We start from the raw sequence: 26471 nt of genomic DNA on the forward strand, positions 1-26471 counted from the left end.
GGCGCGCTCAGCCCTGCGCCACGAGGGGTTCCGCCGGGTTGCGGAGCCCCTCGGCCGCATCGGCGACCCGCCCGATCAGATCGAAGAACACCGACTGCTCCTCGGCGGACAGCGGGGCCAGGAAGACCTGGTTCATCCGGGCCGTGCGCACGGTCAGCTTGCGGTGGGTGCGCACACCGTCGTCGGTGAGACGCAGCAGGAAACGACGGCCGTCCTGCGGATCACGCACCTTGTCGAGCAGCCCACGACGCCCGAGCCTGCTGATCACCTCGGCGATCGTCGACCGGTCAAGACCCACCCGCTCCCCCACCGTGCGCTGGTCCAGGCCCGGCTCGGCGACGAGCGCGTTGAGGACCGCGAACTGCGGCGAGGTGATCTCCTCCGAGACCATCGTGTTCCACAGCAGGTAGTGGGCCTGCTGCAGCCGCCGGGCCAGGTGCCCGGGGTGGGTGGTGAGGTCCACCGCGGCCATGTGCGCTCCCGAGGTCGAATTCGTTGGTGCACTGAACGATACCTGTCGCCCAGTCGACTGTCTGTAGAGCTGCACCCCGCTACTGACCTTGCTGTTCTTCGGGGTCTTGACGTCCAGCGGCTCGGGTGGCAGCGTGAAGGAAACTTCACCAAAATACTCAGTGCCCTGATTAATTCGTGACCGGGCGCTCGGACGGGATGGGGCTTCACGGATGGACAAGGTGGTCGCCACAGCCGCTGAGGCGGTGGCGGATGTGCCGGAGGGTGCGTCGCTGGCGGTGGGCGGGTTCGGCCTGAGCGGTGTGCCGAACGTGCTGATCGGGGCGCTGTACGAGCGGGGCGTGTCCGGGCTGAGCGTGGTCTCCAACAACTGCGGGGCGATGGACACGGGGCTTGCGGTTCTGCTGGCGGCCGGGCGGATCTCGCGGGTGACCGGCTCCTACATCGGGGCGAACAAGGAGTTCGCGCGGCAGTATCTGGCCGGGGAACTCGAGGTGGAGCTCATCCCGCAGGGCACGCTGGCGGAGCGGCTGCGGGCAGGCGGGGCCGGGATCCCGGCCTTCTACACCCCGGCCGGGGTGGGCACGCAGGTCGCCGACGGCGGGTTGCCCTGGCGCTACGACGGCGAGGGCGGGGTCGCGCTGGCGTCGCCGCCCAAGGAGGTGCGGGAGTTCGACGGCACCGAGTATGTGCTGGAGCGGGGCATCCGGACCGACTTCGCGCTGGTGCGGGCGGCGAAGGGCGACCTGCACGGCAACCTGGTGTTCAACAAGTCCACCCGCAACTTCAACCCCCTCGCCGCGATGGCCGGGCGGGTGACGATCGCCGAGGTGGAGGAGCTGGTGGAGGCCGGGGAGATCGATCCCGACGCAGTGCATCTGCCGGGGATCTTCGTGCAGCGGGTGGTCGCCCTGACACCGGAGCAGGCCGGCGACAAGAAGATCGAGCAGCGGACGGTGAGCAGCTGATGGCCTGGACACGCGAGCAGATGGCCGCGCGGGCCGCGCGCGAGCTGGAGGACGGGCAGTACGTCAATCTCGGCATCGGGCTGCCGACGCTGATCCCGAACTACCTGCCGGCGGGGGTGGAGGTGGTGCTGGAGTCGGAGAACGGGATCCTCGGCACCGGTCCGTATCCGGCCGAGGACTCCGTCGACCCGGATCTGATCAACGCGGGCAAGGAGACCGTGACCGTTCTGCCGGGTGCCTCCTTCTTCGATTCGGCACTGTCGTTCTCGATGATCCGCGGCGGGCACATCGATGTCGCAGTGCTGGGCGCGATGCAGGTCTCCGCTCGTGGTGACCTGGCGAACTGGGCCATCCCCGGGAAGCTGATCACCGGGATCGGCGGAGCGATGGACCTGGTGCACGGCGCGCGCACGGTGATCGTGGTGATGACGCACACCGCCAAGGACGGCTCGGCGAAGATCCTGGAGGAGTGTGCGCTGCCACTGACCGGCAAGGCGTGTGTGAACCGGGTCATCACCGATCTCGGCGTGATCGATGTGACACGGGACGGGCTCGTGTTGACCGAGGTCGCCCCCGGCGTGAGCGTCGACGACGTCATCACCCGGACCGACGCCAAGCTGACCGTTGCGGAGGACCTGCTGTGAACACGGTTTACATCGTCGACGCGGTGCGCACCCCGATCGGCCGCTACAACGGCGGCCTCGCCTCCGTCCGCCCGGACGACCTTGCCGCCCACGCGATTCGTGAACTCCTCAACCGGACACCGCAGTTGGAGCCCTCCCGGATCGAGGACGTCTACTTCGGCAACGCGAACGGGGCGGGCGAGGAGAACCGCAACGTCGCCCGCATGGCCGCCCTGCTGGCCGGGCTGCCGACCTCCGTGCCGGGGGTGACCGTGAACCGGCTGTGCGCCTCCGGCCTGGAGGCGGTCATCCAGGCCGCCCGCGCCATCGCGGTGGGCGACGCCCACATCGCCGTGGCCGGCGGAGTGGAGTCGATGACCCGTGCCCCGTACGTGCTCCCCAAGAACGACAAGCCCTTCCCCGCCGCCCACACCGAGCTGTACTCCACCACGCTGGGCTGGCGCATGGTCAACCCGCAGATGGACCCGCAGTGGACCATCCCGCTCGGCGAGTCCGCCGAACTGATCGCCGACAAGCACAAGATCAGCCGGGAGCAGCAGGACGAGTTCGCCCTCGCCTCCCACAGCAAGGCGGCCTCAGCCCAGCAACAGGGCCTGTTCGACGCCGAGTTGGCGCCCGTCCCGGTCCCGCAGCGCAAGGGCGACCCGGTCGCCTTCGCCGCCGACGAGTGCGTCCGGCCGGACGCCTCCCTCGCCGCGATGGCCAAGCTGAAGCCGTCCTTCCGTAAGGACGACGGGACGGTCACCGCGGGCAATGCCTCGCCCCTGAACGACGGTGCCGCCGCCCTGCTGCTGGTCGACGAGGAGGGCCTGAAAGCGGTCGGCCGCGAGCCGCTGGCCCGCGTCTCGGCGACCGGCGTCAACGCCGTCGACCCGCACTACTTCGGGCTCGCCCCGGTCGAGGCCGTCAACCGGGCCCTGGCCAAGGCGGGCAGGACCTTCGCCGACCTGTCCGTGCTGGAGCTGAACGAGGCGTTCGCCGCCCAGGTGCTGGGCTGCGTCGCCGAATGGCCCGAGTTCGACCCCGCGATCCTCAACCCGCAGGGCGGCGCCATCGCCCTCGGCCACCCGCTCGGTGCCTCCGGTGCCCGGCTCGCCGGCACCGTCGCGCACCAGCTCGCCCGCCGCGGCTCAGGCACCGGCGTCGCCACCCTCTGCATCGGCGTCGGCCAGGGCCTCGCCCTCGTCCTCGAACGTTAACAACACCAGGCGTCAAGAACACCCAGGAAGCCCCAGGGACCCCCATGACTCTCACCCAGCAGGACATCGACCAGGAGATCGCGGCCGAGCACGCCGCGTACGAGAAGCGGCTCGCCGACGGGGCACCCGTGGAGCACCAGCCGCGACGCGACTACGCGCCGTACCGCTCGTCCGTCCTGCGTCACCCGAAGCAGCCGCCGATCACCATCGACGTGGCGAAGGACCCGGAGCTGGTGGAGCTGTCCTCCCCCGCCTTCGGCGAGCGCGACATCACCGAGATCGACAACGACCTCACCCGGCAGCACACCGGCGAGCCGATCGGTGAGCGCATCACCGTCTCCGGACGGCTGCTCGACCGGGACGGGCGGCCGATCCGCGGTCAGCTCATCGAGATCTGGCAGGCCAACTCGGCCGGCCGCTATGCCCACCAGCGCGAGCAGCACGACGCCCCGCTGGACCCGAACTTCACCGGCGTCGGCCGCACACTGACCGACGACGACGGGCACTACCACTTCACCACCGTGCAGCCGGGCCCGTACCCGTGGCGTCAGCACCTCAACGCCTGGCGGCCCGCGCACATCCACTTCTCGCTCTTCGGCACGGCGTTCACGCAGCGGCTCGTGACACAGATGTACTTCCCGAGCGACCCGCTGTTCCCGTACGACCCGATCATCCAGTCGGTGACCGACGACGCGGCCCGGCAGCGGCTGGTCGCCACGTACGACCACAACCTGTCCGTGCCGGAGTTCTCGATGGGCTACCACTGGGACATCGTGCTCGACGGGCCGAACGCCACCTGGATCGAAGAAGGGCGCTGACCTGCCATGACGAAGATCGACACGAGCCGTCCTGAGACCGTGCTCCCGACCCCGTCGCACACGGTCGGCCCCTTCTACGGCCACGCCCTGCCCTTCCCCGGCGGCGGCGACATCGCGCCGGTCGGCCACCCGGACACGATCACCGTCCAGGGGTACGTCTACGACGGCGAGGGCAACCCGCTGCCGGACGCCTTCGTGGAGTTGTGGGGCGCCGACCCCGACGGCAACATCCCCCAGGTCGACGGTTCGATCCGGCGCGACCCGGCGAGCGGCGGCTACCTGGGCCGCAACGGCGTGGAGTTCACCGGCTGGGGACGCATCCAGACGGACGCCAACGGCCACTGGTACGCGCGGACGCTGCGGCCCGGCGCGCGCGGGCAGAGTGCGCCGTACCTCAGTGTGTGCGTGTTCGCGCGCGGACTGCTGGTGCACCTGTTCACCCGGATCTATCTGCCGGGTGACGAGGCGGCGCTCGCCGCCGACCCGGTGCTGTCCCAGGTGCCGGACGGACGACGCGGCACGCTGATCGCGACGGACGACGGCAAGGGCACATACCGTTTCGACATCCGCCTTCAGGGCGAAGGTGAGACGGTCTTCCTGGAGTTCCAGTGACTTCTGTCGGCTTTGACGACACCGGCCTGCTCGCCCCCGGGTGGGCAGGCTCCCCCGCCGCCTCCGCGACCGGCGACGCGGCATTTCTGCAGGCCCTGCTCGACGCGGAGGCCGCCCTGACCCGGGCCCAGTCCGCTCTGGACCTCGCGCCGTCCGGGGCGGCGGCCGCGGTGACCGAGGCGGCCGACGCCACCCGCTTCGACCTACGCTCCCTCGCCGAGCGGGCCCGCGCCGGCGGCAACCCGGTCATCCCCCTGGTCGCCGACCTGACGAAGGCGGTGGGCGAGGAGTACGGGCCGTACGTCCACCGGGGCGCGACCAGCCAGGACATCATGGACACGGCGACGATGCTGGTCGCCGTGCGCACCCTGGACCTGGTCCTCGCCGACCTCGTCCGCACCGAACGGGCGCTGGCCCGGCTGGCCGCGGACCACCGTGACACCGCGATGCCGGGACGGACGCTCACCCAGCACGCCGTACCGACGACGTTCGGGCTGAAGGCGGCCGGCTGGCGGTCGCTCACCCTCGACGCACGGGACCGGATCAAGGCCGTACGGGATTCACTGCCCATCCAACTCGGTGGCGCTGCAGGCACGTTGGCGGCCTTCACCGTGTACGGCGCCCGGGACACGCAGGTCCTGACGGCGGCCTACGCCCACGAACTCGGGCTGCGGGAGCCGCTCCTGCCCTGGCACACTTTGCGCACGCCGATCGCCGACCTCGCCGGATGCCTGGCCTTCACTGCCGGGGCGCTGGGCAAGGTCGCCGCGGACGTGCTGGCCCTCGGCCGCACCGAGGTCGCCGAGGTCGCGGAGGGCAGCGGCGGCGGTTCGTCGGCCATGCCGCACAAGGCGAACCCCGTACGGTCCACGCTGATCGCGGCCGCGGCCCGGCGGGCTCCGCAGCTCGCGGCCACGCTGTACGGATCGCTGGCCGCCGAGGACGAGCGTCCGGCCGGGGCCTGGCACGCCGAGTGGGAACCGCTGCGGGATCTGCTGCGGCTGGTCGGCGGTGCCGCACGGGACGCCGCCGAACTGGCCGAAGGGCTGCGCGTGCACGCGGACGTCATGCGTGAACACCTGGGTCTCACGCACGGTTTGATCGTCTCGGAACGGCTGTCAGCCGAACTGGCCCCCCTGCTCGGCCGTGCCCGCGCCAAGGCCCTGCTCACCGACCTCGCCGAGCGCACGTACACGGAAGGCCGCCCGTTGGCCGAACTGCTCGCCGAGGAACCGGAGTTGAAGGACCTCGTCGACCTCGACGAGCTCACCGATCCCGCCCGTTACACCGGCTCCGCCGGAGTCCTCACCGACCGTGCCCTGGAGCGACGTTGACCGAGAAACTCCTCAACCACCGTGCCGAGGGGCCCACTTCCGCTCCCGCGCTGCTGCTCGGGCCCTCGCTCGGGACGTCGTACGCACTGTGGGACAAGGTGGCACCCGAGCTGTCCGTCACCCACCGGGTCGTCCGCTGGGACCTGCCGGGGCACGGCGGTTCGGCGCCCGGCCTGATCGGTCCCGGCGCGACCGTCGGTGACCTCGCCGATCTGGTGCTGGCCCTCGCCGACTCGCTGGGCATCGAGCGGTTCGCGTATGCGGGGGTGTCGCTCGGCGGTGCCGTCGGACTGCATCTGGGCCTGCACCACCCGGAGCGGGTGTCGTCGCTGGCCGTCATCTGTTCGTCGGCGCACTTCAACGGCTCCAAGCCGTGGGAGGAGCGGGCCGAGCTGGTGCGGCGCGAGGGGCTGGGCTCGCTGGTGGCGAGCGCCGATGCCCGGTGGTTCACGCCCGGGTTCACCGTGCCGGAACTGGTGCGGGACCAGGCAGAAGCCGACCCCGAGGCGTACGCCGCCTGCTGTGACGCGCTGGCCGCCTTCGACCTGCGCGACCGGCTCCCGGAGATCTCCGTGCGCACGCTGCTGATCGCCGGGCGCGAGGACAAGGCGACCCCGCCGCCGCATCTGCGGGAGATCGCGGACGCCGTGTCCGGCTCCGCGCTGGTCGAGCTCCCGCACGCCGCGCATCTGGCGCCCGCCCAGTGCCCGGAAGCCGTGCTGACAGCCCTGCGGACCCACCTCGGCGGAGCTGCCAGGCGCGGCATGGAGGTACGGCGGGAGGTGCTCGGCGATGCGCACGTGGACCGGGCCCAGGCCCGGCAGACGCCCTTCACCGCCCGCTTCCAGGACTTCATCTCGCGCTACGCCTGGGGCGAGATCTGGACCGACCCGACGCTCAGCCGCCGCGAACGCAGCATGATCACACTGACGGCACTGGTCGCACACGGGCACTACGACGAGCTGGCCATGCACGTACGGGCAGCCCGCCGCAACGGGCTCACCCCCGAGGAGATCGGCGCCGTACTGCTGCAGACGGCCGTGTACTGCGGGGTCCCGGCAGCGAACTCGGCGTTCGCGGCGGCCCAGCGGGTGCTGGCGGAGGAGGACGGCCTCTGAAGCCTCTGAAGGTGACCCTGCCGGTCGTAGCTTCAGCAGCATCTCGCACATGCCTCCACCGCGTGCCTACGGTGGAGGCATGTCCACCATCCTGATCACCGGCGCCACCTCCGGCCTCGGGCGCTACGTCGCCTTCGAGCTTGTCCGCTCGGGACACGTCGTCCTCGCTCACGGCCGCGATCCGGGCCGTACGGAGCAGCTGGTCGAGGAGCTGCGCGCCGAGGGCGACGCGGAAGGCTTCGTCGCCGACCTCGCCTCACTGACGCAGGTGCACGAGCTGGGCGCCCACGTCGCCGACGCCCACCCCGACCTCGATGTCCTGATCAACAACGCCGGTGTGGGAGCGGGCGCGCCCGGCGCGGGGCGTGAGCTGAGCGCCGACGGGCACGAACTGCGGCTCGCCGTGAACTACTTGGCACCGGTCGTACTCACCCGCGCCCTGCTCCCGGTGCTGCGCGCGAACACACCCGCCCGGATCGTCAACGTCGGCTCGGTCGGCCAGGACCCCCTCGACTTCGACGACATCGAATTCAGGCGCCAGTACGACGGCTTCGCCGCCTACCGCCGCGCCAAGTTCGCCCTGGCGGCCCACACCTTCGCCCTCGCCGAGGAGCTGGCGGACACGGGCGTCTCGGTGAACGTCCTGCACCCGGCCACCTTCATGGACACGGCCATGGTCCGCGAGGGCGAGGTCACCCCTTGGAACACGGTGGCCGACGGGGCACCTGGTGTGCTGGCCCTGGCGACTCAGGACTTGGGCACAGGCGGCTATTACGAGGGGACCAGCCGAGCAAGGGCGCACGAGGCAACGTACGACCGCGAGATACAGAAACGTCTGTCGACAGTCACTGATCAACTGCTTGCGCTGTAGCGCCCTTCAGGGACGCGGGGCTGTGTCGGTATGCGGCTCCGCCGCGTGGGCGCGATCAACCACGGACAACCCGCAGCCGCCGTACAACCTTGCGCCCCGAGCTCTTCAGCGCACCCCGCGCCCAACCTCCAGCGCCTCCCGAGCCTTCGCCATCAACCCATCCGCCCCGCACGACCGAGCCAACGCCAACCCCCGGTTCAGCTCGGTAACAGACCTCGCAGCGATCCCGTACTCGATACGGGCCGCCGCATGCTCGTACTGGCAGGGCGAAGCCTCCAGATACGCCACAGCCTGCGCCAGCAGCCGGACAGCCCGCTGCCCGGTCTCCAGCGCTGCAGCGCACCGCAGAGCCTCCCCGATGGCGGTGTCCGTGCCGAACCGCTCGGCCTGCCGGCGGGTGTCCGCGACGAGCCGAGCCGCACGGGCCGGGTCCTCGGAGGCGAGGGCCCGGGCGAGATCGAGCGCCCAGGGGACGAGCACCGGGTTGTGGTGACCGCGTGCGGCCACGGCCTTCTCGGCCTCCTCCAGTTCGTTGATGCCGTCCTTGGTGCGGCCGACGGCGAGCAGCAGCCGACCGCGCACGGACCGCGGATCCGGCATCACCACGCCGGAGGTGTACGGCGGTGCGAAGCCGTACTGGTCGGCGATCGCCCAGGCCTCGTCGACATGGCCACGGGCGAGCAGGACCTCTACGAGGTTGCAGGTGACGCACCAGTACAGGGGCAGTCCGCGGCCGACGGGTTCGGCGAGGCGCAGGGACTCGCGCAGGGAGGCCTCGGCCTCCCGCAGGCGGCCGCGCCTGCGGTGTCCGATGCCGACGTGGGCGTGGGCCAGGGCGAGGTGGCCGCCGCTCCAGCCGGCCGACTCGTAAGTGCGCAGGGCCTCGTTGTAGAGGCTTTCCGCACGGTCGAGGCGGTCGGTGTAGGTGTAGGAGTTGCCGAGCATCAGCAGGAGTTCGATGCCCCACTCGGTGTCGGTCCAGCCGAGTCCGGGTGCGAGGCGGCCGTTGACGAGGGCGCGGTCGCACAGGTCGACGACCTCCTCGGCGCTCTCACCGCGGATCAGGGCGTCGAAGCCGCGCAGCATGAGCAGGGCGCGTTCGGAGTTGTCGCGGCCGGTGCAGGTCGAGGCGAGGTCGGCGAGGCGCTGGGAGCGCCCCTGCGAGGTCGCCTCGCCGGCATAAAGGCTCTCCCACATGTACTGCACGGCCTGCAGCCGCATCTTCGCCGGCCCCTCCGCGTGCCGGGCGGCCTCCGCCTCGACCGTGCGGACCGCCTCCTCCATCTGGTCGTTGTGGAGGAGCGCCTGGGAGAGGCGGAAGACGGCGTCGACGCGCTCGTCGCCGTCGAGGCCCGGCATGCCGAGCGCGGACTGCAGGTGATCGATGGTGGTGGCGGGCGCGGTGAGGAGGGTGGCGCAGCCGAGTTCGTAGAGCACGCGCGCGTGGACCTCGGGAAGGGGCGGTTCCAGCAGGGCGCGCTCCAGGCAGCGGCGGGCCGCGTCGGGGGCGCCGACGGCGAGGTGTTCGCGGGCTGCCTCACGCAGCTGCTCGACGAGTTCCTCGTCGTCGTCCGGGTGCACCTGGAGGAGGTGCCGGGAGGCCATGGCGGCGCCGCGTCCGGACTCCGTGACGACCTGGGCGGCGATGCCGTGCATGGCGGTGCGCAGGGCGTCCGGGATGGAGTTGTAGACGGCGGTGGCGATCAGCGGGTGCACGAACTCCAGGTCGCCGTCGTCGGCCTGGGCGCTCGCCGGGTCGGGTTCGGTGAGGATGCGGGCGTCCTGCAGCAGTTCGGCGCAGCGCAGTGCCTCGTCGTGGTCCATGGTGGCGAGCTCGGCCACCAGGTCGACCGAGATGCCGGTGCCGAGGATGGCGGCAGCCCAGGCGAAGCGGGTGGCGTCGATGCCGAGTTCCTCGAGGCGGGCGACGAGGCCGCCGCCGCGGGCCGAGCGGTTGAGGGCGCGCAGTTCGGCGGCCGCGCCCTCGGTCGGCTCCAGCTCGCTGTCCTGGACCTTGGCGAGGAGTTCCACGGTCTCGTACGGGTTGCCGCCGGTGACGGCCCAGACCTCGCGGCAGAACGGGGCGTCGGCGTGCGCGCCGAGGGTGGCGCGGGTGAGGCCGGCGGTGGCGTCCGGGGTGAGGGCGCTCAGGTTGGCGTCGGGATGGCCCGAGGCGGCGGCGATCGCTTCGAGGTGACGGGCGCTCTCGCCGCCGACCTCGCCGGGCCGACGGGCCACGACGACCAGGACGGACAGGTCGTCGAGACGCTCGGCGAACGCGGCGAGCCAGCGCAGCGTCTCCTGGTCGGCCCAGTGCGCGTCGTCGATCAGCAGGACCAGCGGCCAGTCCCGGCGGGCCAGCCGGCGCACCCCGGCGACCAGTCCGTCGCACACGCCCTGCGGGTCGGCCTGGCGCTCGCCCGGTTCCGTGATGCCGAGGGCGGGGCCTGCGATGTCGTACCAGTCGCCGAGGTATTCGCGGGCCTCCTCCGGCATCAGGGACACCAGCGCGGGCTGCAGCAACTGCCGTACCACGTTGAAGGGAACGGATCTGAGGGTCTCGCCGCCGCGGGTCGACCACACCGTGCAGTTGCGCCGCTCCGCGATGCGGCGGGTCTCGGCCAGCAGGGCGGTCTTGCCGAGCCCCGCCTCGCCCCGGACCACCAGCACGCTGCCCGAGGACGAGCGGTCGGCGCACAGCGTGTCGATCGCCTGCTTGACGGCGGCGATCTCCTCGTCGCGCTCCCACAGGGAGGCCGAGGCGGCCTCCATGGGCCGGACCTCCGTCATCCCGCTACCTCCCCAAGTCGCCTGAACGACGTACAGACATCGAGCGTAGCCGTCCGATTGCAGAAGTGGAGGGGGGTCCGGGTAGCTGTTGCCGTTATGGGTGACAGCGGGTGCGGGCAGGCGACGCATGAAGCCTGTCATCTGCCTGTGTGAAGGTAACCGACAGTCAAAAGGCGCTGAAATGACGCTGCTTTTCGGACAACGCCGGGCCGTGCCGGACTCGTCTGCGGTACGGGCGCTGGCGGCCGGGTCGGTGGGCAACTTCGTCGAGTGGTACGAGTTCGGGGTCTACGGCTACTTCGCGACCGTGATCGCGGCGCGGTTCTTCACCCCGGAGGGCGGCAGCGAGGCCGAGGCGCTGGTGAGGACGTATGCGTCGTTCGCGCTGGCGTTCTTCTTCCGGCCGGTCGGGGCTGCCTTGTTCGGGCGGCTGGGGGACCGGATCGGGCGGCGTCCGGTGCTGATCCTGGTGATCGTGGTGATGACGGTCGCGACGACGCTGATCGGTGCGCTGCCGACGTATGCGACCGTCGGGGCTCTTGCTCCGTGGCTGCTGACTCTTCTGAGGGCGGTTCAGGGACTGTCTGCGGGTGGGGAGTTCGGTGGGGCGGTGGCGGTGATGACGGAGTTCGCTCCGCCGGGGCGGCGTGGGCTGTACGGGTCGTGGCAGTCGTTCACGGTGGCGCTGGGGCTGTTGGGCGGGGCGGGGGTGGCGGCACTGTTGGCGACTCTGCTCACCCAGCGGCAGCTGGGCGACTGGGGGTGGCGGGTGCCGTTCCTGCTGACGCTGCCGCTCGGGCTGGCGGCGCTGTGGCTGAGGCTGCGGCTGGCGGAGACGCCGGAGTTCCGGCGGGAGACCGAGGCCGTGAGGCTTCCTCCGGGCGAGGTCGCCGGCGCCATCGCGCTGGGCGCGGCACGGATCATGGGCTGGGCGGCGGCGGGGTACACCTTCCTGGTCGTCCTGCCGTCGTATCTGCAGAGCACGCTGGGCGCAGGCTTCCAACAGGCGCTGATCGCAACCGTGTTGGCCAACCTGGGCTTCGCGGTCACGATCGTCCCGGCAGGTCTGCTCAGCGACCGGTTGGGGCGGCGAGCGGTGATGCTGACGGGCGCGCTGCTCGTGGCGCTCCTGTCCCTGCCACTGCTCAACCTCCTGCAGGACCCGGGAACTTCGAACACCGTTAAGGGTGCGGCGGTGTTCGGGGCGGGTGCGGTGGTCGGCCTGATGGCAGGGCCGGGACCGGCGATGCTCTCGGAACTCTTCCCCACGCACGTGCGCCACACGGGCCTGGGACTCGCCTACGCCCTCTCGAATGCCGTGTTCTCCGGCTGTGCCGGGCTCATCATTACGGAAACCGTCAAGCGGACAGGGAGCGTCGACATCCCCGGGTACTACGCGGCGGCGACGTGTGCGGTGAGCGTCCTCGCCCTGGCCAAGGCACCGAAACGGAAGGCGGGTTGAGCAGATGCGGTGGACAGGCCTGACGCCAGTGGAGGAGGTGCAGGACACGCTCGCAGCCGCACCGTCGCCGGGCATCACCCCGCCACCGGAAGTCACCCGCCGCAGCACGACGATCCGGCAGACCCACGCGGTGAAAACCCGCACGCCAGACATCCTCGCCCTCACCACGACAGCGCAACGGAAGGCAGGGTGGACCGGATGCGGGTGATCGGCCTGATGTCGGGCACGTCCTACGACGCCATCGACGCGGCGGCGGCCGACCTGAGGCTCGACGGCGACCGCCTCGTACTGGAGCCGCTGGGGATGGTGAGCGAGGCGTACGACGAGGAGCTGCGGGAGGCGCTCGCGGCCGCGCTGCCGCCGGCTGCGACGTCGCTGGCGGAGGTGTGCCGGCTCGACACGGGGATCGGGCAGGCCTTCGCGGCGGCGGCCGTGCGGGCGGATCGTGAACTGTGCGGCGGGCAGGCCGAGTTGGTTGCCTCGCACGGGCAGACCGTCTACCACTGGACGGACGGCGGCAAGGTGCACGGCACCCTGCAGCTCGGGCAGGCCGCCTGGATCGCGGAGGCGACCGGGCTGCCGGTGGTGGCCGACTTCCGGCCGCGGGACATCGCCGCGGGCGGCCAGGGCGCGCCCCTGGTGGACCTGATCGACCTGCTGTGGCTGCGCGGCCGTCCGGGCACGCCGGTCGCCCTCAACCTCGGCGGCATCGCCAACCTCACCGCCCCCGACGGCACCGCCTTCGACACCGGGCCCGCGTGTGCGCTGATCGACGCGGCGGCCCGGGGGTTCAGCGGCGGGACCATGGCCTACGACGTCGACGGTGCGCTGGCCGCCCGCGGCACCGTCCACGAGCCCCTGCTGCGGCGGCTGCTGGAGGAGCCGTACTACGCGCTGCCCGCGCCCAAGACGACGGGCAAGGAACTGTTCCACCTCGGCTATCTGCGGGACGCGCTGGCCGGGTTCGGGACGCTGCGGGCCGAGGACGTGGTCGCCACGCTGACCATGCTCACGGCGCGGACGGTCGCGGACGCCGTGCTCGCCCTGGGCACCGGCGAGGTGATCGCCTCGGGCGGCGGGGTCCGCAACCCGGTGCTCATGGGGATGCTGGGGCAGCGGCTGCCGGGGATTCCGTTGCGCGCCTCCGACGAGCTGGGGCTGGCGTCGGATGCGAAGGAGGCGTACGCGTTCGCCGTGCTCGGGTTCCTGACCGCGCACGGTCTGGCGGGCACCGAGCCCGCGAGCACCGGGGCGCGGCATGCGAGCGTGCTCGGCTCGATCACACCCGGCCGGGACGGACTGCGGCTGCCGCCACCGGGGGCGCGGGCGCCGAAACGGCTGGTGGTGACCTGAAGCCGGATTCCTCTCATGCCGCTTTCACCGAGGCCTCATACGGTGGGGGCATGACGCAGGTGACTCCTCCCGGGTGGTATCCCGACCCCGGGCAGACAAGTGAGGCTCCCGCCACCGAGCGCTGGTGGGACGGCAAGGCATGGACGGACCGGACCCGCCCCGCGGGGTCGGCCGCCGTATGGGGTCCCCCGGCGCAGGCGCCGACGGCCGGGGCGGATCCGGCGGACGCTGCCCCTCCGACGGTCCCGGCCTATGCGGCATACCCGGACTATCCGGCCTATCCCGCCCAGCCGTCGGCCGCTCCGCGGCGCGGCCTGCACACGGGCATCGCCGTCGGAGCCGCCGTGGTCGTCCTCGCGTGCATCGGTGTGGGTGTGTACGCGCTGGCGGGCAACGACGGTTCGGGCGGCAACGTCAACTCGCAGCAGGGGCAGGGCGGCACCGGCGGCCAAGGGGGGCCAGGCGGCGGTCAGGGCGGTCCGGGCGGGGGGTCCAGTGGCTCCGGTGGCTCCGGGGGTTCAGGTGGCTCGGGCGGATCCCAGTCGCCCGGCCCCGGCCTGCCCGAGGCTCCGAAGATCAAGAGCGGTTCGGTGTCCGACCCGATCAGCGGGATCAGTCTGCCCATCCCGGACGACTGGTACGGCCAGCAGATCGCGGTGGGCGCGTCGATCACGTCCAACGGCTCCTACAAATGCCCCGGGGACACCTCCAAGACCTGCACGAAGGGCGGCGCGTACTCGGCGCCGGCCGCGGTCCTCAAGACCGCGGGCAGCACGGCCGAGGAGGTGGCGAAGGCCGACATCAAGGCCAACGCCGAGGAGTCCTACGGCGGCAAGAGCTACGGCTCGATCACCTCGCACAAGGTGCTGGACTCCAGGGCGGTCACCGTGGCCGGGCAGAAGGGCTACCTGGTCCGCTGGCAGGCGGTCACCAGCAAGGGCTCCGACGGCTACGTCGAGTCGCTCGCCCTCCCCTCCCCCGCGAACCCGGCGCAGATCGTCGTGGTCCGCTTCGGCGTGGACGTCGCCGAGAAGCAGTCGGTCATCGACGACATCACCAAGGGCATCAAGGTGTCGACCGGCGGCGGCAACGGCCAGACGGTGTGAACCACCCCGGACACCGATCGGCCGGGTGGGGCGCCCCTCCGCTCAAGAGGAGCCCCACCCGGCCGGGGGGTGCGCGCCGCCCCCGTCCCCACGGTGCGGCGCGAGCAGGTCACCGTCCAGTCATCCCACGGACGGCGACCTGATTCTCAGGTGAGGCCCAGTGCCGGCAGCACCGCGGCCTCCACGAAGCGGACCAGGTACTCGGGGTCGGCGTACTCGCCGTCCACGACGGGCCGGGCGCGTACGACGCCGAACATCTGCGCCGGGATGTACTCCAGCGCCGGATGGCCGGCGGTGATCTCGCCGCGCTCGACCCCGCGTCTGAGGATCTCCTTCAGCGCGGCGATCTCCGGGTCGACGAGCGCCTCCCGCAGCGCCTTGGCGAGGTCGGCGTCCTGGGTGACGGCGTGCCCGAGGGCCTGCAGCAGCTTGGTGTCGTTCTGCGACCAGCGGCCCACGGCCCGCGCGGCCTCGCGCAGGTCGTCCGCGAGTGATCCGGTGTCGATGCCCTCGAAGCGGGCCTTGCGGCGGGAGCGCAGGGCGGCCACCACGAACTGGGGCTTCGTCTTCCACTGCCGGTACAGCGTGGACTTGCTGCAGCGCGTGCTGGCGGCGACCCCCTCCATGGTGACGGCTTCGTATCCGCATTCGCGGATCTGCTCAAGGACGGCGTCGAAGAACTCCTGCTCACGCTCGCGCGTGATCTTGGAGCGGCGCGAGGCGGCGACCGTCTGCGGTCCGTCCGCGGCCTGCGACGTCATCTGCTTTTCTCCCTCACTCCGAGTGCCGGCTTTATTCGCGCTTTATTCCCGGCTTCCAGTGTGTCGTACCTCAATCGATACGCCAGTGTACCGGAACGGCCGCGTATCGGTACACTGCCGTATCGGAACGCTTTCGTTTCGGCACGCAAGCGTACCGATGAGTTCGGGCTCCGGCCCGGGTCTCACCACGTACCAGCACACGCACCACCGTCAGCGAAGGGGCCGGGGGATGAATGCCCGCACCGAGCCTGCAGAAGGAGAGACCGACGCGATAGCGCGGCCTCCGGTCGTCCGTGAGTTCCTGCTCGTCGCAGGGCTCTTCCTCGTCTACAAGTTCGGCCGTCAGCTGGCGACCGGCCACACCGGCGAAGCCCTGCGCAACGCGCACCGCGTGTGGGACCTGGAACGGACGCTCCATCTGCCCGGTGAGGGCTCGGTGCAGTCCCTACTGCTGCACAGCGACACCCTGGTGCACCTCGCGAACACCTACTACGCGACCGTCCACTTCCCGGCCACCGCGGCCTTCCTGGTCTGGCTCTATCTGCGGCGCCCCGCGCACTACGTGTGGGCCCGCCGGGTCCTCGCCACGGTCACCTCCGCGGCCCTGGTGCTGCCCTTCCTGTTCCCGCTCGCACCGCCGCGGATGCTGGCCGCCACAGGCCTCGTCGACACGGCGCACGTGTACGGGCCGTCGGTCTACGGCCCCCCGTCCTCGGACCACCTCTCCAACCAGTTCGCGGCGATGCCGTCACTGCACTTCGGCTGGGCCCTGATGGTCGCCGTCGGCCTGATCGCGGCGACCCGGTCCCGCTGGCGCTGGCTGTGGCTGCTGCACCCGCTGGTGACGCTGCTGGTCATCGTGGGCACGGCGAACCACTACTGGCTCGACGCGATCGTCGCGACCGCCATGCTCGGCGCCGCGCTGGCGCTGGTACACCGGCCACACCGCACGGTCACCACGGCCGTGCGCGGCGGCGAGAAGCTCGCCGCCCCCGTCGCCGACGACCACGTCCTCGTAGGAGCGGGCCGATGACCGCCACACTCGTCGCCGTCGCCCTGTCGCTGGTCTCCGCCGTCGCCTATGCGGCCGCCGCCGTGGCCCAGGAGCGGCTCGCCTCCCGCAGCTCCGGCACCGGCATGCTGCGGTTGCTGGGCACGGGCGCCTGGTGGGCGTCGGTCGGGCTCAACGCCGGCGCGGCCCTGCTGCACGTCGTGGCCCTCAAGTACGGCCCGCTCACCGTCGTCCAGCCGCTCGGCGCGCTCACGCTGGTCGCCGCGGTGCCGATGGGGGCACGGGCGGCCGGGCGGCGGGTCAGCGCGACCGAGTGGCGGGGCACCGCGCTGACGCTGGCCGGGCTGGCCGCGCTGCTGGTCACCGCGTCCGGGTCGGCGCCCGAGCAGGTGCTGAGCCTGACCGAGGCACTGGCGGTCGCGGGCACCACGGCCGCGCTGATCGGGCTGCTCTCACGGCCGGGCGCCCGGCCGGGCCTGCGGCACGCCACGGCGTCCGGGTTCGCCTCGGGCGTCGCGTCGGCACTCACGCAGACCGTGACGGTCGCCGCGACCGACCGGTCCGGCTCCGCACTGAGCTTCCAGGTCGTCCTGGTGGCCGTACTGGTGGCCGCCTTCGCAGTCGGCGGACTGCTGCTGTCCCAGACGGCGTACCGGGGTGGGCTCGGCGCCCCCCTCGCCATGGTGACGCTCTCCAACCCGGTGGCAGCCTCGGTGATCGGCCTCACCCTGCTCGGCCAGGGCCTGCGCGGCGGGCCGGAGGGCATCCTGCTCGCCCTCGCGGGTGCGGCACTTGCGTCATGGGGTGTCGTACTGCTGACCCGGGCGACACCCGCTCCGGTCACTCCGGATGCTGCGGTGCCAACGGTCGACGAGGAGCACCCCGTGGCCGCGGTCCTGGCCCTGAAGCCGGAAAGCGCCACGCCGGAACCGGCTTTGGTGCCCAGGCAGTCCGCCGCGCCGGGGCACCTCACACCACTGTGAACGCCACTCGGAGCAGCGTCAGCCGAGACCTCGCGAGTCCTGCTTGAGCGCCGTGTCCACGGTGAGTGCCGTCGCGACGACAAGGCTCAACAGCGGCTCGGGCAGCTGGTAGTGGATCTGCAGGACGTAGTTGTCCGCGGTGGTGAACATCGTCTTGGCAAGGCCCTCCCAGGTCTTGGTGATCCGGGCGACCTCGTTCTCCGCGTGGTCGACGATGGCGAAGTTCCAGGCCCGCCAGTTCTCCGCCTTGATCGCACCGACCTTCCGGCCGTCCACGTTCATCGCGAAGTTGATCTTCCCGATCATGTTCTCCTGGACTATCTCGCCCACCGGCGAGCCGTCCGGACGGGACACCAGAACCTTGGACTTGAAGACCTTGGCGGGCCGCGTCAGCACCAGCTGCGGCTGACCGTAGGCGTCCCGGATCTCCAGCCGGTGGGTCATGAACTGGTCGAGGCTGGAGACGAAGCGCGCGACCTTCTTCAGCGTGCTCTGCCCGACCTCCATCACCGAGCCGATCTGGTTGCCGTTCTGATCCATGACCCTGTACTCGTTGGTCACCTCGATCAGCTTGGCCTTCTGGTTGACCACCAGGACCGGCTCGGTGAACAGGCTGCCGCCGCCGGGGCCGCGGGCGGCGACCCCGGCCTGCTGCTGGACCTGACGCTGCACACGCGGGTCCGGCCCGGCGGCCTGCTGCGGTACCTGCTGGGCGGCCTGGGCCTGTTGGGCGCCCTGGTCCGGGCTGGTGTGCTGGGTCCACTGGGCGCCGTCCCAGTAGCGGAGGGTCTGGGGCGCTCCGTGCGGATCCGGGAACCAGCCTGCAGGAGTGTTCGAATGCGTGGTCACCGGGGCACACTACCCCGGGCCCACCGGCTCCTGGCCAGTCCCCGCGATCCGCTGTCACCAGCCTTTACCCGACAGTTCAGCCGGTGATGATCGCCGGGTCGCTCACCCCCGGGCGCCCGTTCTCGACATGTCCGGCGAACCGCCGCAGGAACGTCGCGTCCGCCTCGGACGTCACGGTGAGGTCGTACCAGCGTCGGCTCGCCGCAAGGTCGACGGTGTGCGTCACCGTGGCTCCGGGCCGCACCGTGAAGGTCCGGGGCTTGCAGCCGTATCCACCCGTCAGCTTCAGACGGACCGTGCCGGAGCCCTTGTTGGTGAAGGTCAGCTCGATGTCGTCGCCGCTGTGGCGGGCGGTGACCTCGGGCCCTGCCACCTTGTTCGGCCCCTTGAAGACGCGCAGGAAACCGTTCGGGCCGTGCACGGCCAGGTCGTACGAGCCGTTCGAGTACACCGAGTTCCAGGCGTCCGAGACGGTCTTGCCGGCCTCGGTGGTGTAGCTCCAGGGCCCGTCGGTGCGGTTGCCGGAGGTCACCAGGAAGGCGGCGCCCGCCTTGGCTCCCGAGGCGAAGGTCAGGGTGAACTTCCCGGAGGCCATGTCCGCCGAACCGTCCACGTACGGGGCGTACTTGAGGGGACGCGCCGGACGCAGGCCGCGCTCCTGCTTGGGCAGGACCGGGTTGGCGGGCGGGGTCGGCACATAGTCGGGGTGACGGTTGTGATCCGGCGGCTGGTAGCCGTCGGTGCCCGGGAGGGCGACCGGCTTGGTATCGGTGCGGGAGAAGTCGAACGCGGAGGTCAGATCGCCGCAGATCGCCCGACGCCAGGGCGAGACGTTCGGCTCGTGCACACCGAAGCGACGCTCCATGAACCGGATGATCGAAGTGTGGTCCATCGTCTCGGAGCAGACGTAACCGCCCTTGCTCCAGGGCGAGACGACGATCATCGGCACGCGCTGGCCGAGCCCGTAGGGGCCTGCGGGGTGGCTGCTGTTGCCCTTGAACAGGTCGAGGGCGGGGTCCACCGTGGACTTGCCCTGCGCCGCGGAGCCCGGTGCGAACGGCGGGACCAGGTGGTCGAAGAAGCCGTCGTTCTCGTCGTACGTGATGAACAGGGCTGTCTTCGCCCACACCTCGGGCGAGGAGGTGAGCGCGTCGAGGACCTGGGCGACGTACCAGGCGCCGTAGTTGGCGGGCCAGTTGGGGTGTTCGGTGAAGGCCTCCGGGGCGACGATCCAGGAGATCTGCGGCAGCTTGCCGCCCTTCACGTCCGCCTTCAGCTGGTCGAAGAAGCCCTCGCCCTTGCGGGCGTCGGTCCCGGTGCGGGCCTTGTCGTAGAGCGGGCTGCCGGGCTGCGCGTTCTGGTACTGCTTGAAGTAGAGCAGCGAGTTGTCGCCGTAGTTGCCGCGGTAGGCGTCCTGGATCCAGCCCCAGGAACCGTTCGCGTCGAGACCGTCGCCGACGTCCTGGTAGATCTTCCAGGAGACGCCGGCCTTCTCCAGGCGCTCGGGGTAGGTGGTCCAGCCGTAGCCGGCCTCGTCGTTGCCGAGGACCGGGCCGCCGCCCTGGCCGTCGTTGCCCGTGTAACCGGTCCACATGTAGTAGCGGTTCGGGTCGGTCGAGCCGATGAACGAGCAGTGGTACGCGTCGCAGATGGTGAAGGAGTCGGCGAGCGCGTAGTGGAACGGGATGTCCTCGCGGGTCAGGTACGCCATCGTCGTGGACCCCTTGGAGGGAACCCACTTGTCGTACTTGCCCCCGTTGAAGGCGGCATGTCCGTCGTTCCAGCCGTGCGGGAGGTCCTGGATGAAGGCCAGGCCCAGGTCGTCGGCGTCCGGGTGGAAGGGCAGGATGTCCTTGCCGTTCGCGTCGGCCTGGTACCAGACCGGCTTCCCGTCCTGCCGGGTCACCACGGGACGGGGGTCACCGAAGCCGCGAACGCCTCTGAGCGAGCCGAAGTAGTGGTCGAAGGAACGGTTCTCCTGCATCAGGACGACGATGTGCTCGACGTCCTCGATGGATCCCGTGCGGTGGTTCGCGGGCAGCGCGGCGGCGCGCTGGATGCTGTTGGACAGGGCGGTGAAGGCGGTGGTCGCGCCCGCGAGTTGCAGGAATCGGCGCCGGTTGACTTCGGGCATGGGTGAGTGCCTCTCATCCTGGTACGGACGGCCGGAACATGACGGATTGTGCGCGGTGCGAGTGTTCCAAGAGCACCAAACGTCAGGGAAGGGTCCGGTGGCGCCTATGTGAAAGTCGTCGGTACGCGAGGTGCGCCGCGACGGCCGCGTCTGCCGACCGATCGGTCGGGCGGGCAGAGGGAGAAGGGCCTCCGACGGCAACTCGGCGGCAGGCAGTGCCACTTGGTTGCGGCAGGGGCGCGGCGATGCCCGTCGAGCTCGTCGGGCACGGCGACAGCCGCAGAGCTGTCGCCTGCCCCACGATCAGGCGGTCAGGGCGCCGATGAGGGCCCTGGTCACGTCCTCGGTGGCAGCTGGTCGACGTCGCGGGTCAGGATGCCCGCGGCCGTCGTCGCCTCGATCGCCCGGTTGAGGCGGGCCACCTGCTCCGGCAGGCCGAAGTGCTCCGGCATCGGGGCCGCGCTGCCGACCTCGCCGATCGGGTTGGCCGGGCCCGGAAACACATCGATGCCCTGCATGAGCGCAGCCCATGCGTCCCGGCCCGGGCGGCGAGGCGTTTCACCGGTCGAAAGTCCCCCCTGATCTCGCCTGAGCGGACCTTCCTTACACTCACGGGATGAACAACTACACGTGCACCCACTGCGGCACCGTGGGTCTGGCGCCGGGCTTCATCGAGGACGGCGGCGAGCACTCGCGCGGGTACGCGCGCTGGATCGAGGGCGCGTTGGAGCGGGGGATCTTCGGGGGTGCCAAGCGGATGGGGCGGCCCCGTCGGCAGATAGAGGCGTACCGCTGCCCCAAGTGCGGACACCTCGAACTGTTCGCCGCCGCCGAGGTGTAGCGGGCAGGGGCGCCCGGCCCTCGCACGGACTCCTATGGACCCGCGTCCTCGCCCAGCCGTGAACTTCCGGTACTGCGCCGGTCATCGACCTGAAGCTCAAGGTCCGGCCACATCGTCGCCAGACCCTTGAGTTCGTGCCCTGCCGACGCCTCCACGGGACGAAACAGGGCGTCCGGTCTGAAGTGGACGAGTGTGCCGGTGGTGCCGTCGGCCTCGACAGGCTCCAGGTCAGTGACCGGGATGCCGCGCTCATAGCGTTGGGTCCAGGCACCGTTGAGACGGCGGTTGGTGTGGACGAGCCATTCACTCAGCGCTGCAACCACGGACATGCCCCGACGCGGATGGCCGTCCGGAAGCCGTTCCGCGTCCGGGGAGTCGAAGAACCGGAGATCCTTCGACGCCATGACGGGCTTCTTGACGATCCGACCGTGCTCGTCCGCCCGGGTATCAGTGCCCCGCCCGTCATCCGCCACGGACAAGGACCCGTCCGGACAAAGGGTGATGAGGCAGCGTCCGCCGCCCCTGCTGGATGCTTCGTCGGCGGCGTACGCAAGCACCTCGAGGAGAAGATGCCATGCGCCGCCCGGCGCGAACTCCTCCGCAGCTTGTCGTATGGATGCCAGATGGTCCAGATCGACGGCGCTGGACCAGTCGTGCGTGGTGTTGACCCAGGAACCCCTAGAGACCTGCATCGGGCAAGTATCCAGGGTCCGGGGTGTCAGTGGATGTGGGGACCGTCCGGCCGGTGTTCCTTGTCACGCGTCGACTCTCGTTGTGCCGCCAGGCGCCCGGGGGTTCGCCGTGGTGGCGGCGGAAGGCGGCTGCGAACGCGTCGGGCGAGCTGTAGCCGACGCTGCGGGCGATGCCCGCCATGCCGAGTTCGCCGGTGCGGAGGTGCTCGCGTGCGAGGACCATGCGCCAGTCGGTCAGGTACTGCATGGGGGGGGCTGGCCGAGTGCCTCCTGGAAGGTGCGTGCGAAGGCGGCTCGGGACAGGCCGCCGATCGGGGCGAGTTCGGGGGCGGACCAGGGGTGGCCGGCGTCCTGGCGCGACCACCTCAACCCCGTCGCGGTGTTCCGGGCGCTCGGATGGCCGGCAGAGGCGCGCCGGCGGTCCGGGCGAGCGGACCTCAGCTCTTGACGGCCTCGGCGATCTGCAGGGCGGCCTCGGCAGGCGTGAGGTGGGTGGTGTCGACGACCTCGGCCTCGCGGTGCAGCCATGTGCGGGCCGCCTCGGCGTAGGGCTCGAGGTACTTGAGGCGGAACGGGGAGGGGTAGGGGCCAAGAACCCTGTCCCCCTCGATGCGTCCGCGCAGGGTGTCCTGGTCGGCGTGGAGGACGAAATGCCGTACCGGGATGGCATGTTGGGCGAGACCGGCGCTGATCTCACGCCAGTACTCCTCGACCAGGACGGTCATGGGCACCACCAGAGTGCCGCCGGTGTAGTCGAGTACGCGGCGGGCGGTCTCCACGACGAGCGGCCGCCACGGCGGCCAGTGCTGGAAGTTGTCCGTCTCGGGCAGCCCCGGCGCGATGTCCATCAGCGTCTCGCCGACCTTCTCGGCGTCGAACACCCTGGAATCCGGGATCAGTTGCTGCACGAGTGGACTGGTCGTCGTCTTGCCGGCGCCGTGGGTGCCGTTGATCCATACGATCATGGGGCCCGATGCTAGCGCCGTGCGGTGTCGTCCCCGCTGCTGTCGGCGGGTGAGTTGCCGCACCATCGGCAGGCCGGGGCTCCCGACGAAGCGGTTGACGGCGGCCTCGTCGTAGTCGGTGGTGAAGGATGTGGTCGGCCACAGCCCCAGCGCCCAGGCCGGTGGATGTCGTTGCGGCTTCCGCGTGACCATTACGTCAGGCTGGCCGCCGACGACTGCTCGGTGCACCCGTCGGCCATCGGCCACCTGGTCGAGGTCGCCGCGGGCCTGGAGCGAGTGCGGGTCGCATGCGGCGGGCAGACGGTCGCGTCCCACCGGCGGCGCCGGGCCGCCCACCAGACCCTGACCGGCCGCCCGGCCCAGGAACCGGCCACCGGGGATCTGCGCCACCGGCACCACCGCAGTTGACCGAGGTCCAGCGGCGCGGTCCCCGGCCGGGCGGGCCGGCCTCGTCGAGCGGCACTCGGCCCGCTCGCGATCGCGCCGGCCCGGTGCTTCGAGACGCCCCGACCCCGAACAGTGCCCCCGTGACGTATGGCATGGAGCCTGGCTCACTTCGGGGCATCGCGGCCGCTGTCGAGCGGGGCGCGAAAGCCCGAGCCCCGTTCACTCCGGCACCCGGCACCCGGCACCCGGCACCCGGCACCCGGCAGCCCGAACGCACCCATCGCAGCGCCGTGGCACGCGGGCGCGAAAGCCCAAGCCCCGATCCCTCCGCCACCCAGCAGCCCGAACGCACCGGTCGGAGCGCCGTGGAGCGGGGGTCGATCTAGGCTGGAAGCAGCCGCTGGAAACCAGCCCTGACGGGCACGGCTGTCCGGACGGAGGCGTGGCGCGTGGAGATGGCCGGCAAGCAGGACGTACCCACTGCCGTTGCCGTGGTGGACCCGGACGGCATGGTGAGCGGCTGGAGCGAGGGGGGTCGGCTGCTGCTGGGCTGGACGGCGGAGGACATCGTCGGCCACCCCGTGACCGACCTGCTGGTCGATCCCCCGCCACCCGGCTTCCCCGAGGGCTACGGCGTCGGCCCCGACCCCACGGGATTCATCCTCCTGCGTCACCGGGACGGTTCCACGCTGGACGCCGTACTGGCGGCTCACCCGCTGTTCGGCCCCGGCGGGCGGGTGCTGGGCCACGCGGTGACCGTCCAGCGCTGGGGACGCCGCCCGGTGATCGCCGACCGGGCCTTCGAGCAGAGCCCCTTCGCTCTCGGCGTCTACGACCCCGATCTGCGGTTCCTGTGGATCAACGCCTCCTCGGGCCGGGTGATCGCGCACTCCGAGGAGCAAGTGCTCGGTAAGAAATACCGCGATCTGTTTCCCGAATTCGACCGCGAGCTGTTTCCCGAAAGGGACGACAAGCCCTACACCGACGCGCTCGCCCAAGTGGCTAGGACGGGCGAGCCCACGCGTCTCATCACCGTCTTCCGCCCGCTCGGCAGTAACTACGCCAACGCCTGGGCCACCAGCATCTGGCCCGTGCGGGATGCCGAGGGCAGGGTCCGCGCGGTCGCCAACTGGGGATTCGACATGAGTGCCGAGTACTGGGCCCGGCAGCGCCTTCTGATCCTCAACAAGGCCAGCGGCGGCATCGGCCGGACACTCGACGTGATCGGCACCGCCCACGAACTGGCCGGGACCCCTGTGCCGGGATTCGCCGACCTCGTCAGTGTGGATCTCTTCGAGGAGGTGCTGCGCGGAGAGGAACCGCCCTCCGTGTCCGCCTTCACCCCCGGCGAGGTCATCGTGCTCAGCCGTGCCGCCCAGCACGGCGCGAAGGAGGACACCGACCGGGCTCCCGGGCCCACGACGCCGGTCAGCCACCCTCCCGGTTCCGTCGCCGTCCGCTGCATGACCACCGGCAGGTCCACGGTCGAGCTCGCCGCCGAGCCCGGCGAGGGCGGCGAGTGGGCCTTCGGGCCGGGGCTCGCCTCCGACCCGGCCCACTGGCCGCCGGGCAACCCGGTGATCGAGGAGTCCCTTGCCGCGGACGGGCTGACCGGCCGGATCACCGTGCCGCTCCGGGCGCGCGGCGCACTGCTCGGCGTCGTCACCTTCTCCCGTCTCGACCGGCCCGAGGCCTTCACCGCCGACGACCTGATCCTCGCCGAGGAGCTGACCGCCAAGGCAGCCGTCGCCATCGACAACGCCCGCAGGTTCTCGCGCGAGCGCACGACCGCGCTGACCCTGCAGCGCAGCCTGCTGCCGCAGGGGCTGCCGAACCAGGAGGCGGTCGACGTGGCAACCCGCTACCTGCCCGCCGGGACCGGCGCGGAAGTGGGCGGTGACTGGTTCGACGTCATTCCGTTGTCCGGGGCCCGGGTCGCCCTGGTCGTCGGCGACGTCGTCGGTCACGGCCTGCACGCCTCGGCCAGCATGGGCCGACTGCGTACGGCGGTCCGCACCCTCGCCGACGTGGACCTGCCGCCGGACGAACTGCTGACCCACCTGGACGACCTTGTCCTCCACCTCGCCAGCGACCTCCAGCCCACCGGTCATTTCCAGTCGGCCGGGGAGGCCGGGGCGACCTGCCTGTACACCGTCTACGACCCCGTCTCCCGGCGCTTCACGCTGGCGAGCGCCGGCCATCCCCTGCCGCTGATCATCTCCCCGGGCGGCACCGGGACCCCGGTACCCGCCCATCCGGGACCGCCGCTCGGCATCGGCGGGCTGCCTTTCGAAGCCACCGAGCTCGAGCTGCCCGAGGGCAGCCTGCTCGCCCTCTACACCGACGGACTGCTGGAGAGCCGCGAGCGCGACGTCGATACCGGGATCGTCGAACTGCAGCGGGTCCTGAACCAGTCGGCCACCTCGCTGGAGGCCCTGTGCGACACGGTGATCGACGCCATGCTCCCCGATCGCCGCACCGACGACGCCGCCCTCCTGCTCGCTCGCACGCACGCGCTGGATCCCCACCACGTCGCCGACTGGGACGTCGAGCCCGACCACGCGCAGGTGCCGCGCGCCAGGAAGTTCGCCGTCGACCAGGTGGACGCCTGGGGCCTGGAGGAGGCGTCATTCGTCACCGAGCTGGTCGTCAGCGAACTGGTCACCAACGCCATCCGATACGGCGAGCCGCCGATCAAACTGCGGCTGATTCGCGACACTTCCCTGATCTGCGAGGTCTCCGACGCCAGCAACACCGCCCCGCACCTGCGCCGGGCCCGCGCCTTCGACGAGGGCGGCCGGGGCCTGCTCCTCGTCGCCCAGCTCACCCAGGGGTGGGGCACCCGGCACACGACCAACGGCAAGACGATCTGGTGCGCGCAGAACCTCCCCCAGCCTTGAGGGCGCCGTAGCTCGCATCGGAGTCGGTGCTCGGCTCGAGCTGGTCCGAAGTGCAGGTGAGGGCACCCGGCAGCCACCTCAGGAGTGATCCACCCAGCGGCGCGACCGCGCAACCCCCCGCCCGTGCCGAGCACGACACGCGACAAGGCCCTGACCAGTTCTTTCGTGGAGACGCTTCCGCCTGGCAGAAGCCGTCTTGCG

General features: G+C 71.2%; 25 protein-coding genes. 16 read left to right on the plus strand and 9 right to left on the minus strand.

The genetic code is table 11. The features are described 5' to 3' along the window. Positions 1–7: 7 nt before the first annotated feature. The gene (locus IH68_RS0118240) at positions 8–472 is read right to left on the minus strand and encodes a MarR family winged helix-turn-helix transcriptional regulator (protein WP_030936320.1); all 465 of its coding nucleotides are present in this window, start codon (positions 470–472) and stop codon (positions 8–10) included. A gap of 211 nt (positions 473–683) precedes the next feature. Here IH68_RS0118240 and IH68_RS0118245 point away from each other — a divergent pair, with 211 nt between their 5' ends. The 8 genes from IH68_RS0118245 to IH68_RS0118280 all read left to right on the plus strand — a co-directional run bounded on the left by IH68_RS0118245 (position 684) and on the right by IH68_RS0118280 (position 8035). Continuing rightward, positions 684–1439, plus strand: coding sequence for a CoA transferase subunit A (locus IH68_RS0118245; RefSeq protein WP_030936323.1), 756 nt, complete (start codon positions 684–686; stop codon positions 1437–1439). After that, positions 1439–2083 carry a CoA transferase subunit B gene (locus IH68_RS0118250; RefSeq protein ID WP_030936325.1) on the plus strand — a complete coding sequence of 215 codons (645 nt, stop codon included), beginning with the start codon at positions 1439–1441 and terminating at the stop codon, positions 2081–2083. Before IH68_RS0118245 ends, IH68_RS0118250 begins: the two co-directional genes overlap by 1 nt. Beyond that, complete coding sequence (locus IH68_RS0118255) at positions 2080–3282, plus strand: thiolase family protein (RefSeq protein ID WP_030936327.1); 1203 nt, start codon at positions 2080–2082, stop codon at positions 3280–3282. Before IH68_RS0118250 ends, IH68_RS0118255 begins: the two co-directional genes overlap by 4 nt. Before the next feature lie 44 nt (positions 3283–3326). Continuing rightward, positions 3327–4100, plus strand: coding sequence for a protocatechuate 3,4-dioxygenase subunit beta (pcaH, locus tag IH68_RS0118260; RefSeq protein WP_030936330.1), 774 nt, complete (start codon positions 3327–3329; stop codon positions 4098–4100). Between the two features lie 6 nt (positions 4101–4106). Beyond that, a complete protein-coding gene (gene pcaG / locus IH68_RS0118265; protein WP_030936332.1) occupies positions 4107–4712 on the plus strand; it encodes a protocatechuate 3,4-dioxygenase subunit alpha in 606 nt (201 codons plus the stop codon). Next, positions 4709–6046, plus strand: coding sequence for a 3-carboxy-cis,cis-muconate cycloisomerase (gene pcaB / locus IH68_RS0118270; RefSeq protein ID WP_030936334.1), 1338 nt, complete (start codon positions 4709–4711; stop codon positions 6044–6046). Before pcaG ends, pcaB begins: the two co-directional genes overlap by 4 nt. Then, on the plus strand, positions 6043–7164 hold the full coding sequence (gene pcaD / locus IH68_RS0118275; RefSeq protein ID WP_030936336.1) for a 3-oxoadipate enol-lactonase: 1122 nt from the start codon (positions 6043–6045) through the stop codon (positions 7162–7164). Before pcaB ends, pcaD begins: the two co-directional genes overlap by 4 nt. A gap of 79 nt (positions 7165–7243) precedes the next feature. Then, a complete protein-coding gene (locus IH68_RS0118280; RefSeq protein ID WP_030936338.1) occupies positions 7244–8035 on the plus strand; it encodes an SDR family NAD(P)-dependent oxidoreductase in 792 nt (263 codons plus the stop codon). A gap of 105 nt (positions 8036–8140) precedes the next feature. Here IH68_RS0118280 and IH68_RS0118285 read toward each other — a convergent pair whose 3' ends face one another. Continuing rightward, positions 8141–10825: an ATP-binding protein gene (locus tag IH68_RS0118285; RefSeq protein WP_030936341.1), complete on the minus strand. Its 2685-nt coding sequence runs from the start codon at positions 10823–10825 to the stop codon at positions 8141–8143. Positions 10826–11006: 181 nt separating this feature from the next. On the opposite strand from IH68_RS0118285, the gene IH68_RS0118290 reads away from it, so the two are divergent. From IH68_RS0118290 to IH68_RS0118300, 3 genes are all read left to right on the plus strand, one after another. Beyond that, on the plus strand, positions 11007–12287 hold the full coding sequence (locus IH68_RS0118290) for an MFS transporter (protein WP_030936343.1): 1281 nt from the start codon (positions 11007–11009) through the stop codon (positions 12285–12287). Between the two features lie 198 nt (positions 12288–12485). Then, a complete protein-coding gene (locus IH68_RS0118295; protein WP_030936345.1) occupies positions 12486–13640 on the plus strand; it encodes an anhydro-N-acetylmuramic acid kinase in 1155 nt (384 codons plus the stop codon). A gap of 50 nt (positions 13641–13690) precedes the next feature. Continuing rightward, complete coding sequence (locus IH68_RS0118300) at positions 13691–14746, plus strand: DUF2510 domain-containing protein (protein ID WP_030936347.1); 1056 nt, start codon at positions 13691–13693, stop codon at positions 14744–14746. 146 nt (positions 14747–14892) lie between these two features. On the opposite strand, the gene IH68_RS0118305 is transcribed toward IH68_RS0118300, so the two are convergent. Further along, positions 14893–15507: a TetR/AcrR family transcriptional regulator gene (locus IH68_RS0118305; RefSeq protein ID WP_030936358.1), complete on the minus strand. Its 615-nt coding sequence runs from the start codon at positions 15505–15507 to the stop codon at positions 14893–14895. Between the two features lie 229 nt (positions 15508–15736). Between IH68_RS0118305 and IH68_RS0118310 the strand changes: the two genes are divergently transcribed. Together IH68_RS0118310 and IH68_RS0118315 are read left to right on the plus strand one after the other, a co-directional pair. After that, positions 15737–16540, plus strand: coding sequence for a phosphatase PAP2 family protein (locus IH68_RS0118310; RefSeq protein ID WP_030936362.1), 804 nt, complete (start codon positions 15737–15739; stop codon positions 16538–16540). After that, a complete protein-coding gene (locus IH68_RS0118315) occupies positions 16537–17502 on the plus strand; it encodes a hypothetical protein (protein WP_030936364.1) in 966 nt (321 codons plus the stop codon). Before IH68_RS0118310 ends, IH68_RS0118315 begins: the two co-directional genes overlap by 4 nt. Positions 17503–17520: 18 nt before the next feature. On the opposite strand, the gene IH68_RS0118320 is transcribed toward IH68_RS0118315, so the two are convergent. The 3 genes from IH68_RS0118320 to IH68_RS0118330 all read right to left on the minus strand — a co-directional run bounded on the left by IH68_RS0118320 (position 17521) and on the right by IH68_RS0118330 (position 21003). Then, positions 17521–18351, minus strand: coding sequence for a phospholipid scramblase-related protein (locus IH68_RS0118320; RefSeq protein ID WP_030936366.1), 831 nt, complete (start codon positions 18349–18351; stop codon positions 17521–17523). A 76-nt stretch (positions 18352–18427) separates the two neighbouring features. Continuing rightward, positions 18428–20485, minus strand: coding sequence for a phosphocholine-specific phospholipase C (locus IH68_RS0118325; protein WP_030936368.1), 2058 nt, complete (start codon positions 20483–20485; stop codon positions 18428–18430). A gap of 335 nt (positions 20486–20820) precedes the next feature. After that, complete coding sequence (locus IH68_RS0118330; protein WP_030936370.1) at positions 20821–21003, minus strand: isocitrate/isopropylmalate family dehydrogenase; 183 nt, start codon at positions 21001–21003, stop codon at positions 20821–20823. Positions 21004–21101: 98 nt separating this feature from the next. Between IH68_RS0118330 and IH68_RS0118335 the strand changes: the two genes are divergently transcribed. Further along, positions 21102–21326, plus strand: a complete 225-nt coding sequence (locus IH68_RS0118335) for a hypothetical protein (RefSeq protein ID WP_030936372.1) — start codon at positions 21102–21104, stop codon at positions 21324–21326. Between the two features lie 32 nt (positions 21327–21358). On the opposite strand, the gene IH68_RS0118340 is transcribed toward IH68_RS0118335, so the two are convergent. The 3 genes from IH68_RS0118340 to IH68_RS0118350 form a co-directional block, all read right to left on the minus strand. Next, on the minus strand, positions 21359–22018 hold the full coding sequence (locus IH68_RS0118340) for a DNA gyrase (protein WP_030936373.1): 660 nt from the start codon (positions 22016–22018) through the stop codon (positions 21359–21361). Beyond that, on the minus strand, positions 22005–22265 hold the full coding sequence (locus tag IH68_RS57145; RefSeq protein ID WP_030936375.1) for a helix-turn-helix transcriptional regulator: 261 nt from the start codon (positions 22263–22265) through the stop codon (positions 22005–22007). Before IH68_RS57145 ends, IH68_RS0118340 begins: the two co-directional genes overlap by 14 nt. 190 nt (positions 22266–22455) lie before the next feature. Beyond that, positions 22456–22983, minus strand: a complete 528-nt coding sequence (locus IH68_RS0118350; protein WP_030936378.1) for an ATP-binding protein — start codon at positions 22981–22983, stop codon at positions 22456–22458. 171 nt (positions 22984–23154) lie between these two features. On the opposite strand from IH68_RS0118350, the gene IH68_RS55245 reads away from it, so the two are divergent. Both IH68_RS55245 and IH68_RS0118360 read left to right on the plus strand, forming a co-directional pair. Next, complete coding sequence (locus IH68_RS55245) at positions 23155–23391, plus strand: Mu transposase domain-containing protein (protein ID WP_051833538.1); 237 nt, start codon at positions 23155–23157, stop codon at positions 23389–23391. Between the two features lie 434 nt (positions 23392–23825). Next, a complete protein-coding gene (locus IH68_RS0118360) occupies positions 23826–26270 on the plus strand; it encodes a SpoIIE family protein phosphatase (RefSeq protein ID WP_037884980.1) in 2445 nt (814 codons plus the stop codon). Positions 26271–26471: the final 201 nt, after the last annotated feature.

The organism is Streptomyces sp. NRRL S-646, from assembly GCF_000720765.1.
Classification (GTDB): domain Bacteria; phylum Actinomycetota; class Actinomycetes; order Streptomycetales; family Streptomycetaceae; genus Streptomyces.